Below are 13,329 nucleotides of genomic sequence, written 5' to 3' on the forward strand. Positions count from 1 at the left end.
CATGGCCCTTGTGCCCCCCGTACGGATCCTGCTCTGTGACGACCATGCGGTCGTACGCGCCGGGCTGCTGGCCCTCCTCGGCAGCGAGCCGGACATCGAGGTCGTCGGCGAGGCGGGAACCGGGGAGGAGGCGGTCGCGATGGCCGCGAAACTGCGGCCGGACGTGGTGCTGATGGACCTCCAGCTGGGGGCGGGCATCGACGGTGTGGAGGCGACCCGCGGTATCGCGACGCCCGAGGTGCATGTCCTCGTACTGACGACGTACGACACGGACGCGGACATCACGCGGGCCATCGAGGCCGGCGCGACGGGCTATCTGCTGAAGGCCGAGCGCCCGGAGGAGCTGTTCGCGGCGATCCACGCGGCGGCGCAGGGCCGCACGGCACTCTCGGCCCCGGTGGCCAGCCGCGTCATGGACCGCATGCGGGGCACGGGCCGGCCGACCCTGACAGAGCGGGAACGGGACATCCTGGGACAGCTGGCACGGGGCCTGGGGAACCGCGAGATCGCTCGCGCGCTGTTCATCAGCGAGGCGACGGTGAAGACGCATCTGGGCCGGATCTACGCCAAGCTGGGCGTCGATACGAGAGCCGGCGCGGTCGCAGTGGCCAAGGAGCAACGGCTCCTCCCCTGACGGGATCGGGCGCCCCACCCGGTCAGGGGAGCCGCCCCGCCCGTGCGGGGACCCGCACCCGTCATGACACCATCAGGCCGTGCTCGACATCGGCTACTCCCTCTCCCGGCGCTTCCCCGACCCCCCGCAGACCGACTACCGGCGCGCGGACGTCCAGGCTCTGCGCCATGACCTCTTCTGCGGTGACGTCTACCTCGCCGACACCAAAGAGGACCGCGAGGTGTCCACAGCCTGGGGATGGGTGCCGGTGCTCGACTTCGCCTGGGCGCTGTGCGACATCGTCGAGCAGCTCGACCGCGACCCCCTCGGCAGCCGCGCCGCCAAGCCGCAGTACGCCGAGCTGGACTTCACCGAGTCCGCCGACCGGATGCTCTTCGAGCGGCGCTTCGGCTGGGTGGATGTGGAGGCCGACTGGATGCCGGGCGACGAGCCGCCGCTCACCTTCGGCCACAGCGCGCTGCGCAGCGAGGCCCGCGACTTTCTGCACGATCTGGTCGCGGACCTGTCCGACATGCACGAGGGCCTCGCCGACAACCCGGTGGTCTGGGACCTCCAGGCCCGCTTCCCCCGTCTCTAGGTCCTGCCTTGTGCCCTGGCACGCACGCACGACATCAGCCGCTCCGCGGCGGGCCGCTCACTCATCCGGCCTGACCCCTACCCCTCCACCCGTACCCCGATCTGTGCCGCGAACGCCGGTGCCAGATCCAGCAGTTGGGCCGGGCTGATCACCGCCCCCGCCAGCCGGTCCACGCCCCGTGCGATGTCCAGCTCGGCGGCCGTCCGCAGATCCACGTCCTTCATCTGCACCGCGCTGAAGTCCGCCCGCCGCAGCACGCAGCCCCGGAACTCCACCCGCTCCAGCAGCGCTCCCCCGAAGTCCGCCTCCGAGAGCACGCACCCCTCGAAGACGACGTCCTTCAGCTTCGCCTTCCGCAGATTCAGGTAGTCGATCTTCCCGCCGCGGATCAGCACCCGCTCCAGTACGGCTCCGTGCAGCTGCACCCCGCCCAGCCGCGCGTCCGTCACCTCCACGTCCCGGAGCGAGGCGCCCGCGAGATCGGTGCCCACGCCCCGTATGCCGCTGAGCACGGAGTCGACGAAGCGGGCGTTGAGCAGCTCCGTCTCGTCCAGGCCGCACTCCCGCAGCGCGCAGTCGATGAAGCGCGCACCGCGGCCGGACTGCCCCGTGAAGTCGATGCCCTGGAACTCCAGGCCGTCGTAGTCGCCGTCCGGCTCGAGTCCGCCGCCGTCACCGCCGTCGTACGGAACGAGCGGCGGCAGCCGAACTTCGGGCCGCTGAGCCGCCCGTACCGCTCCCGCCGCGCGTCCGGCCCCCGCTCCCGCTCCCGCTGCCCGCGCATTTCCCGGTTTCCGTGCCATGCCCCCATCGTGCCCGCTCCCACTGACAACGCCCCCGAAGCCGCCGGGCGACCAGGTCGCGGCGCCCCGACTGCTCTCGCGCCGGTTGGCCACCAGCTCGTCCGGAATGTCGATCACGTGCCGGATCCTACGGCCGTGGCGACGAACACTGTTCCGTACGACCATGGAAGCCACGGCGGTGGGCGCCCGCACACCACCACGGCGCTGCGAGTACCCTCCCGCCACACGCACTCACGCTGAGCAGCAGGGGCATCATGAGCACCAGCACCGTCAACGGCGGCATATCGTTCTGGTACGCACAGGACGGCACCCCGATCCCGAGGGAGCCGCTCCCGGGCGACGCCACCGCGGACGTCTGCATCGTCGGCGGCGGATACACCGGCCTGTGGACGGCCTACTACCTGAAGAAGGCCGTCCCCTTCCTGAACATAACTGTCCTGGAAGGCAAGTTCTGCGGTTACGGGGCCTCCGGCCGCAACGGCGGCTGGCTCTACAACGGCATCGCCGGCCGCGACCGCTACGCCAAACTGCACGGCCACGACGCCGCCGTCCGCCTCCAGCACGCCATGAACGACACCGTCGACGAGGTCGTACGAGTCGCGTCGGAAGAGAACATCGACGCCGACATCCACCAGGGCGGCGTCCTCGAAGTCGCCCGTACCCCTGCCCAGTTGACCCGCCTCAAGGCCTTCCACGCAGTCGAGATCGCGTTCGGCGAGAAGGACCGCGTACTGCTCGGCGCCCGCGAGACCGCCGAGCGCGTACGGATCACGGGCGCCGTCGCCTCCACCTGGACCCCGCACGGCGCGCGGCTGCACCCGGTGAAGCTGGTCAAGGGCCTCGCGGATGCCGTCGAAGCGCTGGGCGTGACGATCCACGAGTCCACCCCGGTGACCGACATCCGCCCCAAGCACGCGATCACCCCGTACGGCACGGTCCGCGCCCCGTACATCCTGCGCTGCACCGAGGGCTTCACGGCGAACCTCAAGGGCCACAAACGCGCCTGGCTCCCCATGAACTCCTCCATGATCGCCACTGAGCCGCTCCCCCAGTCCGTCTGGGACACCATCGGCTGGGAGGGCCGCGAGACGCTCGGCGACATGGCCCACGCGTACATGTACGCGCAGCGCACCGCGGACGACCGGATCGCGCTGGGCGGCCGCGGCGTCCCCTACCGCTTCGGCTCCCGCACGGACAACGACGGCCGCACCCAGCCCGCCACCATCGAGGCGCTCCGCGAGATCCTGGTCCGCTTCTTCCCGACGACGGCGGGCGTCCGCATCGACCACGCCTGGTCGGGCGTCCTCGGCGTCCCCCGCGACTGGTGCGCCACGGTCACCCTGGATCGCTCCACCGGCCTCGGCTGGGCGGGCGGCTACGTCGGCTCCGGCGTAGCCACCACCAACCTCGCGGCCCGCACCCTGCGCGACCTGATCCAACAGGACTCGGGCCAGGCGGGCGGCACCGAACTCACGGCGCTGCCCTGGGTGAACCACAAGGTCCGCAAGTGGGAACCGGAGCCGATGCGCTGGCTGGGCGTGCAGGGCATGTACGCGGCCTACCGCGCGGCGGACCGCCGCGAGGCGGCGGCGAGCACGGCACAGACGGACGGCATCGCCCGGCTGGCGGACCGCATCGCGGGCCGGCACTAGGCCGTACCTGCCGGCTGCGGCTAGCCGACCTCGATCCCGTACTCCTGCACGAGAGCCTCCAGGCCTCCCGGATAGCCCTTGCCGCCGATGACGAACTCCCAGTCGCCGTTCCCACGGCGACGGAAGGACCCGAGAACCAGAGCAGTTTCCCCCGCACGGCCGTCCGAGACGTCCAGACGGTCCAACTCGGTGCCCCGCGCGTCCCGGAGCCTGATTCCGGCGTCCGTGAAGCCGGTCAGATCCGCATCCGGATTGACCTCCGGGTCGACCGCCGCGACAAGAACGAGGCGGTCGGCCCGCTCCGGCAACCCCTCGAACGAGACCCGGATCGCCGCCTTGTCACCGGCGGAGCCGGGCACCGCGGACACGGACCCGTCGGGCGTCCGCGTGTTGTTGAAGAAGACGAAGTGGTCGTCGCTCAGCACGCGGCCGCCCCGGCAGACGAGCGCGCACACATCCAGCGCCACGCCCCCGGACCACGACATGCCCAGCACGTTGTAGTCGTCCGTGGTCGCTGCGGTCGCGTCCGCCGATGTCCGCTGCGCGGGCACGGCGCTCGCACCCAAGCGCCCGCGCAGCCCGTAGCGCCCCAGCAGATCGACCAGCTCGGTGCCCGACACCAGCGTCAGCGGCTTGCCGTTGGCGAAGGTGTAGGAGCCTGGACCGAAGCCCGAAGTCGTCACCAGTACACCCTTGTTGGCACCCGCTCCCTGAACGGTCCCGTACAGGTCCCGGACCGCGCTCGGCGGAACCGTGCTGCGGTAGCGCTTGACCTGCACAATGATCTTTCCGCCGCTGATCGGGTCGGGGTCGAGCGCCTCCACATCGACGCCACCGTCGTTGGAGCGCTGCGTCGTCACCGCCTGCATGCCCCGCGCCCGGAAGAGTTCGGCGACGAGGCCTTCAAACTCCACCGGATCCATTTCCAGCAGATCCGGCTCCCCTCCGCCACCGTGGGAGACGACCCCGGCCCCCACATCCTCCGGGATCCGGCCCGGCCGTACGGCGACGCGCTGGTCGGGTCGCGCCGACAGCTGGCCCCGCACCGCCCCCACCAGGCAGTCCACGGCGCTCACCTGTTCCAGGTTCAGCCCGTTGAAGTCCCTGCGCGCGACCATCACCGTGCTCAGGAAGATCTGAGCCTGCTGACCCGTCGCCGGATCGACGTCGTCGACGAAACCGTTCAGAGCCACCGACTCAAGCGTCCCGAACTCGTCGGCAGCGAAAAGGTCACGAAGGACGAGCAGCACGCACTGCGCGAGCACGTCCCGGTAAAGATTCCTGCGCTGCGTAGCGGGCCGTGGGCTCTCCTTGTCCTGATCCGCACTGGGCAGGTACCTCACGGACTTCACCTCAGGAACGACGTCGTACCCCGGCAGCTCCCAGTTCAGGACCAGTTGCCGGCCCGCCGGGTCGAAAGCCGCCTTCACCTGCCTCGGCAGCCCCTCCGGCCAGGCCGTCGACGCGTACAACGCGGCGGAGAAGTACTCAACAACCGTGTCCGGCTCCCCGCTGCGCAGCGCGGCGGCCATCTCGGCCACACCGGCGTTGTGGCGGCGTATCTCCGCCCTCCGTGCGCCCGCCCAGTCGTCATACTGCCGCCGGTAGGTCGCCAGCTGCTGCAGTCGCTGCGCCTCCGCCGCCTGCGCGGCCCGAAGGTCGTGTTGATACCGCGCCTGCGCCTCCTGCTGCCCCTGCGCCCGCCGGCTCGCGGTCCAGCCCCCCTGGGCCGGGTACCGGTTCACGTCCGGCATCGGAAGGGGGCTGGCCAGCTGCCCGGGCGCGAACGGCTCGATCTCCTCCGCGCGTGTCAGCGAGGCCGTCCGGAAGGCCGCCGCCCGGCATCCCGAGGCCAGCAGCCCCGTCAACGCCCCTACCCTGGCCTCCAGTTCCTCCGTGAGCTCCCGCGCATCCGCCTCACGCCGCTGCCTGTACGCGGCCTGCTGCTCACGGTGTAAACGGGCCATGTCCCGCTGCTGCGCCCGCTGCTGCCGCTCCTGCTCCCGCTGCCCCTGTGCCCACGCCCGGTTCTGGGCTTCCCGCTGGCGCTGCTGCTGTCTCTGCGCCTCCGCCCAGACCCCGATCAACCCGCTGGAGCGACGACTCATCCGGCGACCTCCCCACCCCCGGGGGCCAGCGATGCCGAGCCCCTCTTCACATGTCCCACACATGCGGAAAGGCCAGTGTCCCGGAGGGGGCCGGTGAAGGACACCGTTTCGGGCGGAGCCGCGCGGTCGGTCCGAACCGACGCCCGGTCCTCAGCTTCGGCAGGCAAGGGAAAAGGCCAGGTCAGAGGTGACCTGGCCTTTACTGGAGCCGCCTGTCGGAATCGAACCGACGACCTGAATATTACAAGTATCCCGCTCTTCCAACTGAGCTAAGGCGGCGCCGCGCACTCAACGCCGTACGCGGAGGCCTCCACACTCTACACAGAGCCCCATCCACCGATCCACGAAGTTGCCGGCTCCCGTGACCTCTCGGCCACCAGTTCGTTGAACGGACTGGCATGCCGTTGTGAAGATCGGACTGTAGGGAGGGGTTATGGCGGACTCACCGGAGAAGCCTGTTCGCGTCACGGGCGCTGAAGCCAAGCGCATCAAACGCGATGGCCTGGGCATCGCCGACCGGCGCAAGCACCACTCCCGCCCGGCCACGCCGATGAAGCGGCGGGCCAAGGAGTCCGGTACTCAGCAGCGGGTGTACCGCTTCCGCTTCTACCCGACGCCGATGCAGGCCGAGCAGCTGGAGCAGACCTTCGGCGCCTGCCGCTGGGTCTACAACGAGGGTCTGGCATTGCGATCAGGCGCCTGGGAGCAGCACCGGGTGTCGGTCGGTTTCGCGGAGACGTGCCGGGCTCTGACCGGCTGGCGACGGTCCGACGCGACGTCGTGGCTGCGGGACGTGTCCTCGACGGTGCTGCAGCAGGCCCTACGGCATCTGGAGGGGGCGTACAGCCGCTTCTTCAAGGGAACGGCGACATATCCGAAGCGGAAGAAGAAGCACCGCTCGCGGGATTCGGCGACGTACGTCCGGACCGGTTTCCGGTGGGTCGAGGATCCGGAGCGGCCGGGCACCGGGCTGGTGACGCTCGCGAAGCAGCCGACCCCGCTGGATGTCCGGTGGTCGCGTGCGCTGCCGGGCGGGCAGGTGCCCGTGAAGCTGACGGTGACGCGGGACCGCGCGGGCCGGTACTTCCTCTCCGTACTCGTCGAGGAGCGCATCCTGCCGCTTCCTGCGGCATTCCTGCCCGGCGGAGAGCCGAAGGCGGTCGGGCTGGACCTCGGTCTGGCGGCGCTCGTGACGCTGGACGACGGCACGAAGCTGGACCATCCCCGGCTGCTGAAGAAGTACGCGGACGAGCTGGCACGGAAGCAGCGCGAGCTGCACCGCAAGAAGAAGGGATCGAAGAACAGAGAGAAGGCCAGGAAGCGGATCGCCCGGCTGTACGTGCTCATCGGTGATGTCCGCAGGGACATGCTGGATCAGTTCACCACCCGCCTCGTGCGCGAGAACCAAGTGCTCGTGGTGGAGGACCTGTGCATCGCCAATCTGATGCGGCCGACGGTCGGGAAGGGACGGCGGCGAAAGGCCAGACTGAACCAGGCGATCCGCGATGCCGCGTGGGGTGAGCTGCTCCGGCAGTTGCGCTACAAGTGCGAGTGGTACGGCCGGACGCTGGTGATCGTGGACCGCTTCTTTCCGTCCACACGGCGCTGCTCCGCCTGCCATACGAAGGGGCCCCGGCTGGATGTGTCGGTACGGGAGTGGACCTGCCCGGAGTGTGGCGTGGTGCACGACCGGGACGAGAACGCGGCGGTGAATCTCCGGGATGAGGGGATGCGACTGTACTGGCTGGTGGCTGCTGCGCTACCGCCGGGCAGAGTGCCACCGTCGGTGATCAGGGCATCGGAGCTGGCAGAGGTCCTGCTGGCTGCGTAGAGGTACGGACCGACGGGCCGTCGGTCCGAAATGCCTGTGGAGCCCGCGTAAGACCGTCCAGGTGTGGCCCATGAGGGCTGTACCGGGGTGGCGATGGGCGCTGAAGCAGGAAACTGCGTACGTGGGGCAGCGGGCCAAAAGGTCGCTGCTCCGCCTGTGCAGGCCAGGCCAAAAGCGCGTTGCTCTGACCCCACCGGGCCAGAGTCGAAAATTCCATCACCGTTCAGCTACTGACAGACCGGACATCGCCAGGTAGCGTCACGGCAGGTTCACCGCAGGTGGACTACACCACTCCCTTACTCGGATCGTCCGGCACGTTCCTGCCGGTGAAGGAGAAACATCACCATGGCCACTGTCACGTTCGACAAGGCGACCCGGACCTACCCGGGCTCCACGAAGCCCGCCGTCGACCAGCTCGAGATCGAGACCGAGGACGGCGAGTTCCTCGTCCTCGTCGGACCCTCCGGCTGCGGCAAGTCGACCTCCCTGCGCATGCTCGCGGGTCTCGAGGACGTCAACGCCGGCTCCATCCGTATCGGCGACCGCGATGTCACGCACCTGCCGCCCAAGGACCGGGACATCGCCATGGTGTTCCAGAACTACGCGCTCTACCCGCACATGTCCGTCGCCGACAACATGGGCTTCGCCCTCAAGATCGCCGGCGTCAACAAGAGCGAGATCCGCAAGAAGGTCGAAGAGGCCGCGAAGATCCTCGACCTCAGCGAGTACCTGGACCGCAAGCCCAAGGCGCTCTCCGGCGGCCAGCGCCAGCGTGTCGCCATGGGCCGCGCCATCGTCCGTGAGCCGCAGGTCTTCCTCATGGACGAGCCGCTGTCGAACCTCGACGCCAAGCTCCGCGTCTCCACCCGTACGCAGATCGCCAGCCTCCAGCGCCGTCTCGGCATCACCACGGTGTACGTCACCCACGACCAGGTCGAGGCCATGACCATGGGCGACCGCGTGGCGGTACTCAAGGACGGTCTGCTCCAGCAGGTCGACTCGCCGCGCAACATGTACGACCGCCCGGCCAACCTCTTCGTCGCCGGCTTCATCGGCTCCCCGGCCATGAACCTCATCGAGGTCCCGATCACCGACGGCGGCGTGAAGTTCGGCAACAGCGTTGTCCCGGTCAACCGCGAGGCCCTGACCGCCGCCGCCGACAAGGGCGACACCACCGTCACGGTCGGCGTCCGCCCCGAGCACTTCGACGTCGTCGAACTGAACGGCTCCGCGGCCGCGGCGTCTCTCTCCAAGGACACCGCGGACGCCCCGGCCGGCCTCGCCGTCTCCGTCAATGTCGTCGAGGAGCTCGGCGCCGACGGTTACGTCTACGGCTCCGCCACGGTCGGCGGCGAGCACAAGGACCTCGTGGTCCGCGTCGGCGGCCGCTCCGTCCCGGACAAGGGCGCCGAGCTGCACGTCGTGCCGCGTCCGGGCGAGATCCACGTCTTCTCGACCTCGACGGGCGAGCGCCTCACCGACTGACGCCACCCCAAGTCACAGGAACGGCCCCGCATTTCGGTGCGGGGCCGTTCCGCATGGTGAGACGTATGTCGACAATACCCCGGCACACCGGTCATTTCGATCCCGTCCGTCAACACCCGATTCGAAAAACATCATCGAACCATCCCCCGCGCGAGTGACTAAATGTCGCCAAATCATCACTGACCGCTACGCTCGCTCGCGTGACCCACACAGCCCGCCGAATCGGCCGCTCTCTCGCTCTCGTTCTGCCCGTCGTCCTGGTGCTCTCCGGAACCCTCGCGGTCACCAGCGTCCCGTGGGCAGGGCAATCCACCGAGTCGCAGATGCTCACCGCCTCCTCGCAGAACGTCTCCGTGCGCGCCAAGTCCCGCGCCCCGCAGGACATTCTGCTCGACCGGCTGCTCGCCGAACTCCAGGAGAAGGACGCGGGCACCGCCCTCACCCACCTCCAGCGCGAGGTCGAGGCGCGCCCGTCGCTCGCCAAGCACTGCATGTCGATCGCCCGCGCCCTCGGCCGCGCCGCCGTCGAGCGCTACGGCCCCACGCGCGCCCAGACCTTCTCCCGCCCCGTCTGCGACCTCTCCTTCGCCACCGGCGTCTCGCAGCAGACCCAGGGGAGCTGACAGCCGGTTTCCGGCCCGCGCCGCATATCGTTCACGGCATGCATACGCCTACGTATCCGACGCAGGCCGTGGTCCTGGCGGGCGGCCAGGGCTCGCGGCTGCGCCCGTACACCGACGACCGCCCCAAGCCGATGGTCGAGATCCCGGGAACCGGGACCCCGATCATCGGCCATCAGCTTGCCTGGCTGGCCGCTGAGGGCGTGACCGACGCCGTCGTCTCCTGCGGTCATCTCGCCGAGGTCCTCCAGCAGTGGCTGGAGAGCGCCGAACTGCCCCTGCGCGTCACCACCGTCGTCGAGACGGAGCCGCTCGGCCGCGGCGGCGGCCTCAAGTACGCCGCCGCCGGCCTGCCGCACCCGGACCAGCCCTGGTACGCCACCAACGGCGACATCTGGACCCGCTTCTCGCTGCGCGAGATGGCCGCCTTCCACGCCGAACGCGACGCCATCGCCACCCTGGCCCTCGCCCGCCCCCGGATCCCCTGGGGAGCCGTCGAGACGGACGCCTTCGGTCACATCACGGACTTCATCGAGTCCCCGCCGTCGCCGTTCCTCATCAATGCCGGTGTGTACGTCTTCTCCGCGGCCTTCACCGAGCTCCTGCCCGACCGGGGCGACCATGAGCGCACCACCTTCCCGCGCCTCGCCCGTGAGCAGCGTCTTGCGGGCTTCCCGCTGCCGCAGGGTGCGTACTGGCGGGCGATCGACACCGCCAAGGACCTCACCGAGGCCGCCAAGGAGCTCGCCGCGCAGGCCCGCTGACCGTCATCGTCCTCCACGCCCGGACACTGGCTCCTGGGCACAGCTCATGGGCTCGGCTCATGGTTACGACGAGAGGGGCGGCCACCGCACATCGCGGTGGCCGCCCCTCTCGTCGCGTACTCAGCCCAGCAGGCCGCCGATCACCCTGCCTCCTCCGGAGCCGCCGTCCCCACCACCACTGCCACCACCACTGGCACCACCACTGCCACCGCCGCTGCCGGTGCCGCCGCTCGACGAGGGACCCGAGCTGCTGGACGGCGGCGGCGCCGGCTCCGACTGCCCGGGCGGCTGCTGCCCCGTGCCCTGCGTCTGGCTCGGCTGTCCGCCCTCGACCCGGCCGGTCTCGCGGACCGTCTCCTCGGACGGCTTGGCCTTCTCGGCCTCGGGAGTGCCGGAGCGGGTCGCGGACGGCGACGGCCTGCCGTCCTCGCCGGGCCTGTTCGCGGAGCTGCTCTCGCCGCCGGGCTCCTCCGGAAGCGGGGACCCGGGAAGGTGGTTGGTCGGGTCCTGGTTCGGCCCCGGCACCGTCACCATGTCCGAGGAACGTACGGCCCCGCCGAGCATCGAGCCGGTCAGCAGCGTGAGACCGACCACGAGCGAGGCGACAACGGTGCCGCGCCGCAGCACGCGCCGGCGCAGCTCCCACAGCTCCGAGCGCGGCCCGAGCTTGCGCCAGGCCTCGCCCGCGAGCCGGCCGTCCGCCGAGTAGACGGGGGCGCCGGCGATGATCAGCGGGGACCAGGCGGCGAGATAGATGATGTCGGGCGCGTCGTACGCCGCTACGGTCTTCCAGTTCACGGTCAGGATCAACGCGGCCGACAGCAGTGCGCCGACGACCGCCGCGACCCGCTGCCAGAGCCCGAGCACGGTGAGCACGCCGACGACCACCTGGAGGAAGGCGACGGTGAGCCCCGCCCCGACCGGGTGGGAGAGCGCGAAGTCGCGCAGCGGCTCGGCGAGTGCCCAGGGGTGCAGCGAGTTGAGCCACTTGACCATGGAGCCGCGTTCGCCGCCGTCGAAGTAGACGGGGTCGCAGAGCTTGCCCATGCCCGCGTAGATGGAGATGAAGCCGAGGAACACCCGGAGCGGCAGGAGCACCACTCCGAGGTTCATCCGGCGCCCGGGGTAGTAGGCGTGCCGCACTGCGTCGGCGCCGTGCCGATGGGCGCGTGCGTCGCCGTCGGTCTGCTCGAACTCCTCGTTCTCCTGCGGCTCCTGGCCGTAGGAGTGGTACGAGTCGTTCGCGCCGACTTCCTGCCGCATCTGCGGCAGCAACGGCCTGCCCGAGTCGCCCGGCCCGCCCGGCGGGCCGACCGTGGGCGTCCGCGTGGTCTGCGCGTCGAGGTCGATCCGCGGGATGACCTGCGTGGCGCCCGTGTCGAAGGAGCCACGGTCGAAGGAGTCCCGGTCGAAGGTGCCGCGCTCCGCGGTGGAGTTGCGTACGGCCTGCAGCAGTCCGGTCGCGCCGACGTCCCCCGGCGCCGACTTGCCGCTCCACACAACGGGAGCCCGCCTGCGCCCCACCGACCCGGCTCCGCCGACGACGGGGATCCGTGCGGCGTCCGCCCGGGTACGTGCGGGGCGCGGGCTCGGGGCGAGCCGCACCCGGAAGCTGGCGTGATTCACGATGACCTGCGCGGGATCGCAGTCCACCTTGACCATGCTCAGCACAGGCTGATCATCGAACCCGGGCCCGGGCGTTCTGGTGTCCACACTCATCTAACCGAGTGACGTGTGTTTAGGACACTGCCCCGACGGGCCCTGTCTGTCCGAGACCCGTCAAGACACCTCATTTCGGTCGGATGGGGTCATGACGACCCTCATGACGACCTCATGACGAACCGCCCCGGGGCCGTCAGCGACGGCGCTTGGCCGCCTCGTACAGCACCACACCCGCCGCGACACCGGCGTTCAGGGACTCCGCGCCACCCGGCATGGGGATCCGGACCAGGTAGTCGCAGGTCTCGCCGACCAGGCGGCCCAGGCCCTTGCCCTCGCTGCCGATGACGATGACGACCGGGCCGCCCAGGGCCTCCAGGTCCTCGACCGTGGCATCGCCGTCCGCCGCCAGGCCCACGACCGTGATGCCGGCCTTCTGGTAGCCCTCCAGCGCGCGGGTCAGGTTGGTGACGCGGGAGACCGGCGTACGGGCCGCCGTGCCCGCCGAGGACTTCCAGGCGCCTGCCGTCATGCCGGCCGCGCGCCGCTCGGGCACGACCACGCCGTGGCCGCCGAAGGCGGAGACGGAGCGGACGATGGCGCCCAGGTTCCGCGGGTCCGTCACCCCGTCGAGGGCGACGATCAGCGGGTCCTCGCCGTTGTCGTACGCGGCGGCCGTGAGGTCCTCCGGGTGCGCGTACTCGTACGGCGGGACCTGGAGGACGAGGCCCTGGTGGTTGAGCCCGTTCGTCATCCGGTCGAGCTCGGGGCGCGGCGCCTCCATCAGGTTGATGTTGCCGCGCTCGCCCGCGAGCTGGAGCGCCTCGCGCACCCGCTCGTCGTTGTCGATGTACTGCTGGACGTACAGCGTGGTCGCCGGGACGCCGTCGCGCAGCGCCTCGAAGACCGGGTTGCGGCCGACGACCATCTCGGACGTGCCCTTGGCGCCACCGCGGCGCGGGGCCGGGCGGCGGGCAGCGGCCTGCCTGGCCTGGGCACCGGCCACGCGGTTCTTCTTGTGTCCCTTGCGCTCGGACGCGGGCGGCGTCGGGCCCTTGCCCTCGAGTCCGCGGCGTCGCTTGCCACCGCTGCCGACCTGCGCGCCCTTCTTGTTGGACGTGCGGCGGTTCCTGCGCTGGCTGTTCCCGGCCATGACCTACCTGTTTCTGTAAAGCTCGCTCAAAAGTATGTACGTA

At 70.3% G+C, this 13,329-nt stretch carries 11 protein-coding genes and 1 tRNA gene; 7 read left to right on the forward strand and 5 right to left on the reverse strand.

Annotated elements, in window-relative coordinates; translation table 11 throughout:
- The first annotated feature begins 1 nt into the window (after window position 1).
- Together SLUN_RS18060 and SLUN_RS18065 are read left to right on the forward strand one after the other, a co-directional pair.
- Window positions 2–634, forward strand: coding sequence for a response regulator (locus tag SLUN_RS18060; protein ID WP_175313810.1), 633 nt, complete (start codon window positions 2–4; stop codon window positions 632–634).
- Window positions 635–713: 79 nt separating this feature from the next.
- Window positions 714–1,211 carry a hypothetical protein gene (locus tag SLUN_RS18065; RefSeq protein ID WP_108149472.1) on the forward strand — a complete coding sequence of 166 codons (498 nt, stop codon included), beginning with the start codon at window positions 714–716 and terminating at the stop codon, window positions 1,209–1,211.
- A 77-nt stretch (window positions 1,212–1,288) separates the two neighbouring features.
- On the opposite strand, the gene SLUN_RS18070 is transcribed toward SLUN_RS18065, so the two are convergent.
- Complete coding sequence (locus SLUN_RS18070; protein WP_108154814.1) at window positions 1,289–2,014, reverse strand: pentapeptide repeat-containing protein; 726 nt, start codon at window positions 2,012–2,014, stop codon at window positions 1,289–1,291.
- Between the two features lie 254 nt (window positions 2,015–2,268).
- On the opposite strand from SLUN_RS18070, the gene SLUN_RS18075 reads away from it, so the two are divergent.
- A complete protein-coding gene (locus SLUN_RS18075) occupies window positions 2,269–3,666 on the forward strand; it encodes an NAD(P)/FAD-dependent oxidoreductase (protein ID WP_108149473.1) in 1,398 nt (465 codons plus the stop codon).
- 20 nt (window positions 3,667–3,686) lie between these two features.
- On the opposite strand, the gene SLUN_RS18080 is transcribed toward SLUN_RS18075, so the two are convergent.
- On the reverse strand, window positions 3,687–5,774 hold the full coding sequence (locus SLUN_RS18080) for a restriction endonuclease (RefSeq protein WP_108149475.1): 2,088 nt from the start codon (window positions 5,772–5,774) through the stop codon (window positions 3,687–3,689).
- A gap of 203 nt (window positions 5,775–5,977) precedes the next feature.
- A tRNA-Thr gene (locus SLUN_RS18085) sits at window positions 5,978–6,053 on the reverse strand.
- Between the two features lie 154 nt (window positions 6,054–6,207).
- On the opposite strand from SLUN_RS18085, the gene SLUN_RS18090 reads away from it, so the two are divergent.
- From SLUN_RS18090 to SLUN_RS18105, 4 genes are all read left to right on the forward strand, one after another.
- Window positions 6,208–7,605, forward strand: coding sequence for an RNA-guided endonuclease InsQ/TnpB family protein (locus tag SLUN_RS18090; protein ID WP_108149477.1), 1,398 nt, complete (start codon window positions 6,208–6,210; stop codon window positions 7,603–7,605).
- Window positions 7,606–7,950: 345 nt separating this feature from the next.
- Complete coding sequence (locus SLUN_RS18095; RefSeq protein ID WP_108149479.1) at window positions 7,951–9,090, forward strand: ABC transporter ATP-binding protein; 1,140 nt, start codon at window positions 7,951–7,953, stop codon at window positions 9,088–9,090.
- A 200-nt stretch (window positions 9,091–9,290) separates the two neighbouring features.
- On the forward strand, window positions 9,291–9,713 hold the full coding sequence (locus SLUN_RS18100) for a hypothetical protein (protein ID WP_108149481.1): 423 nt from the start codon (window positions 9,291–9,293) through the stop codon (window positions 9,711–9,713).
- A gap of 38 nt (window positions 9,714–9,751) precedes the next feature.
- Window positions 9,752–10,474, forward strand: coding sequence for a nucleotidyltransferase family protein (locus SLUN_RS18105; RefSeq protein ID WP_108149483.1), 723 nt, complete (start codon window positions 9,752–9,754; stop codon window positions 10,472–10,474).
- A gap of 120 nt (window positions 10,475–10,594) precedes the next feature.
- On the opposite strand, the gene SLUN_RS18110 is transcribed toward SLUN_RS18105, so the two are convergent.
- Window positions 10,595–12,136 (reverse strand): DoxX family membrane protein, encoded by a 1,542-nt coding sequence (locus tag SLUN_RS18110; protein WP_108154815.1) that lies wholly within the window; start codon window positions 12,134–12,136, stop codon window positions 10,595–10,597.
- 193 nt (window positions 12,137–12,329) lie between these two features.
- Entirely contained in the window at window positions 12,330–13,286 is a 957-nt protein-coding gene (gene rlmB / locus SLUN_RS18115) for a 23S rRNA (guanosine(2251)-2'-O)-methyltransferase RlmB (protein ID WP_108149485.1), read from the reverse strand.
- Window positions 13,287–13,329 lie beyond the last annotated feature (43 nt).

The organism is Streptomyces lunaelactis, assembly GCF_003054555.1.
Lineage (GTDB): Bacteria > Actinomycetota > Actinomycetes > Streptomycetales > Streptomycetaceae > Streptomyces > Streptomyces lunaelactis.

What these genes read in the sequence shown, in the direction of transcription:
- SLUN_RS18060 (WP_175313810.1), top strand. Translation starts at nt 2, where the DNA reads ATGGCCCTTGTGCCCCCCGTACGGATCCTGCTCTGTGACGACCATGCG.
- SLUN_RS18090 (WP_108149477.1), top strand. Translation starts at nt 6,208, where the DNA reads ATGGCGGACTCACCGGAGAAGCCTGTTCGCGTCACGGGCGCTGAAGCC.
- SLUN_RS18070 (WP_108154814.1), bottom strand. Translation starts at nt 2,014, where the DNA reads ATGGCACGGAAACCGGGAAATGCGCGGGCAGCGGGAGCGGGAGCGGGG.
- SLUN_RS18105 (WP_108149483.1), top strand. Translation starts at nt 9,752, where the DNA reads ATGCATACGCCTACGTATCCGACGCAGGCCGTGGTCCTGGCGGGCGGC.
- SLUN_RS18095 (WP_108149479.1), top strand. Translation starts at nt 7,951, where the DNA reads ATGGCCACTGTCACGTTCGACAAGGCGACCCGGACCTACCCGGGCTCC.
- SLUN_RS18080 (WP_108149475.1), bottom strand. Translation starts at nt 5,774, where the DNA reads ATGAGTCGTCGCTCCAGCGGGTTGATCGGGGTCTGGGCGGAGGCGCAG.
- SLUN_RS18075 (WP_108149473.1), top strand. Translation starts at nt 2,269, where the DNA reads ATGAGCACCAGCACCGTCAACGGCGGCATATCGTTCTGGTACGCACAG.
- rlmB (WP_108149485.1), bottom strand. Translation starts at nt 13,286, where the DNA reads ATGGCCGGGAACAGCCAGCGCAGGAACCGCCGCACGTCCAACAAGAAG.
- SLUN_RS18110 (WP_108154815.1), bottom strand. Translation starts at nt 12,136, where the DNA reads ATGGTCAAGGTGGACTGCGATCCCGCGCAGGTCATCGTGAATCACGCC.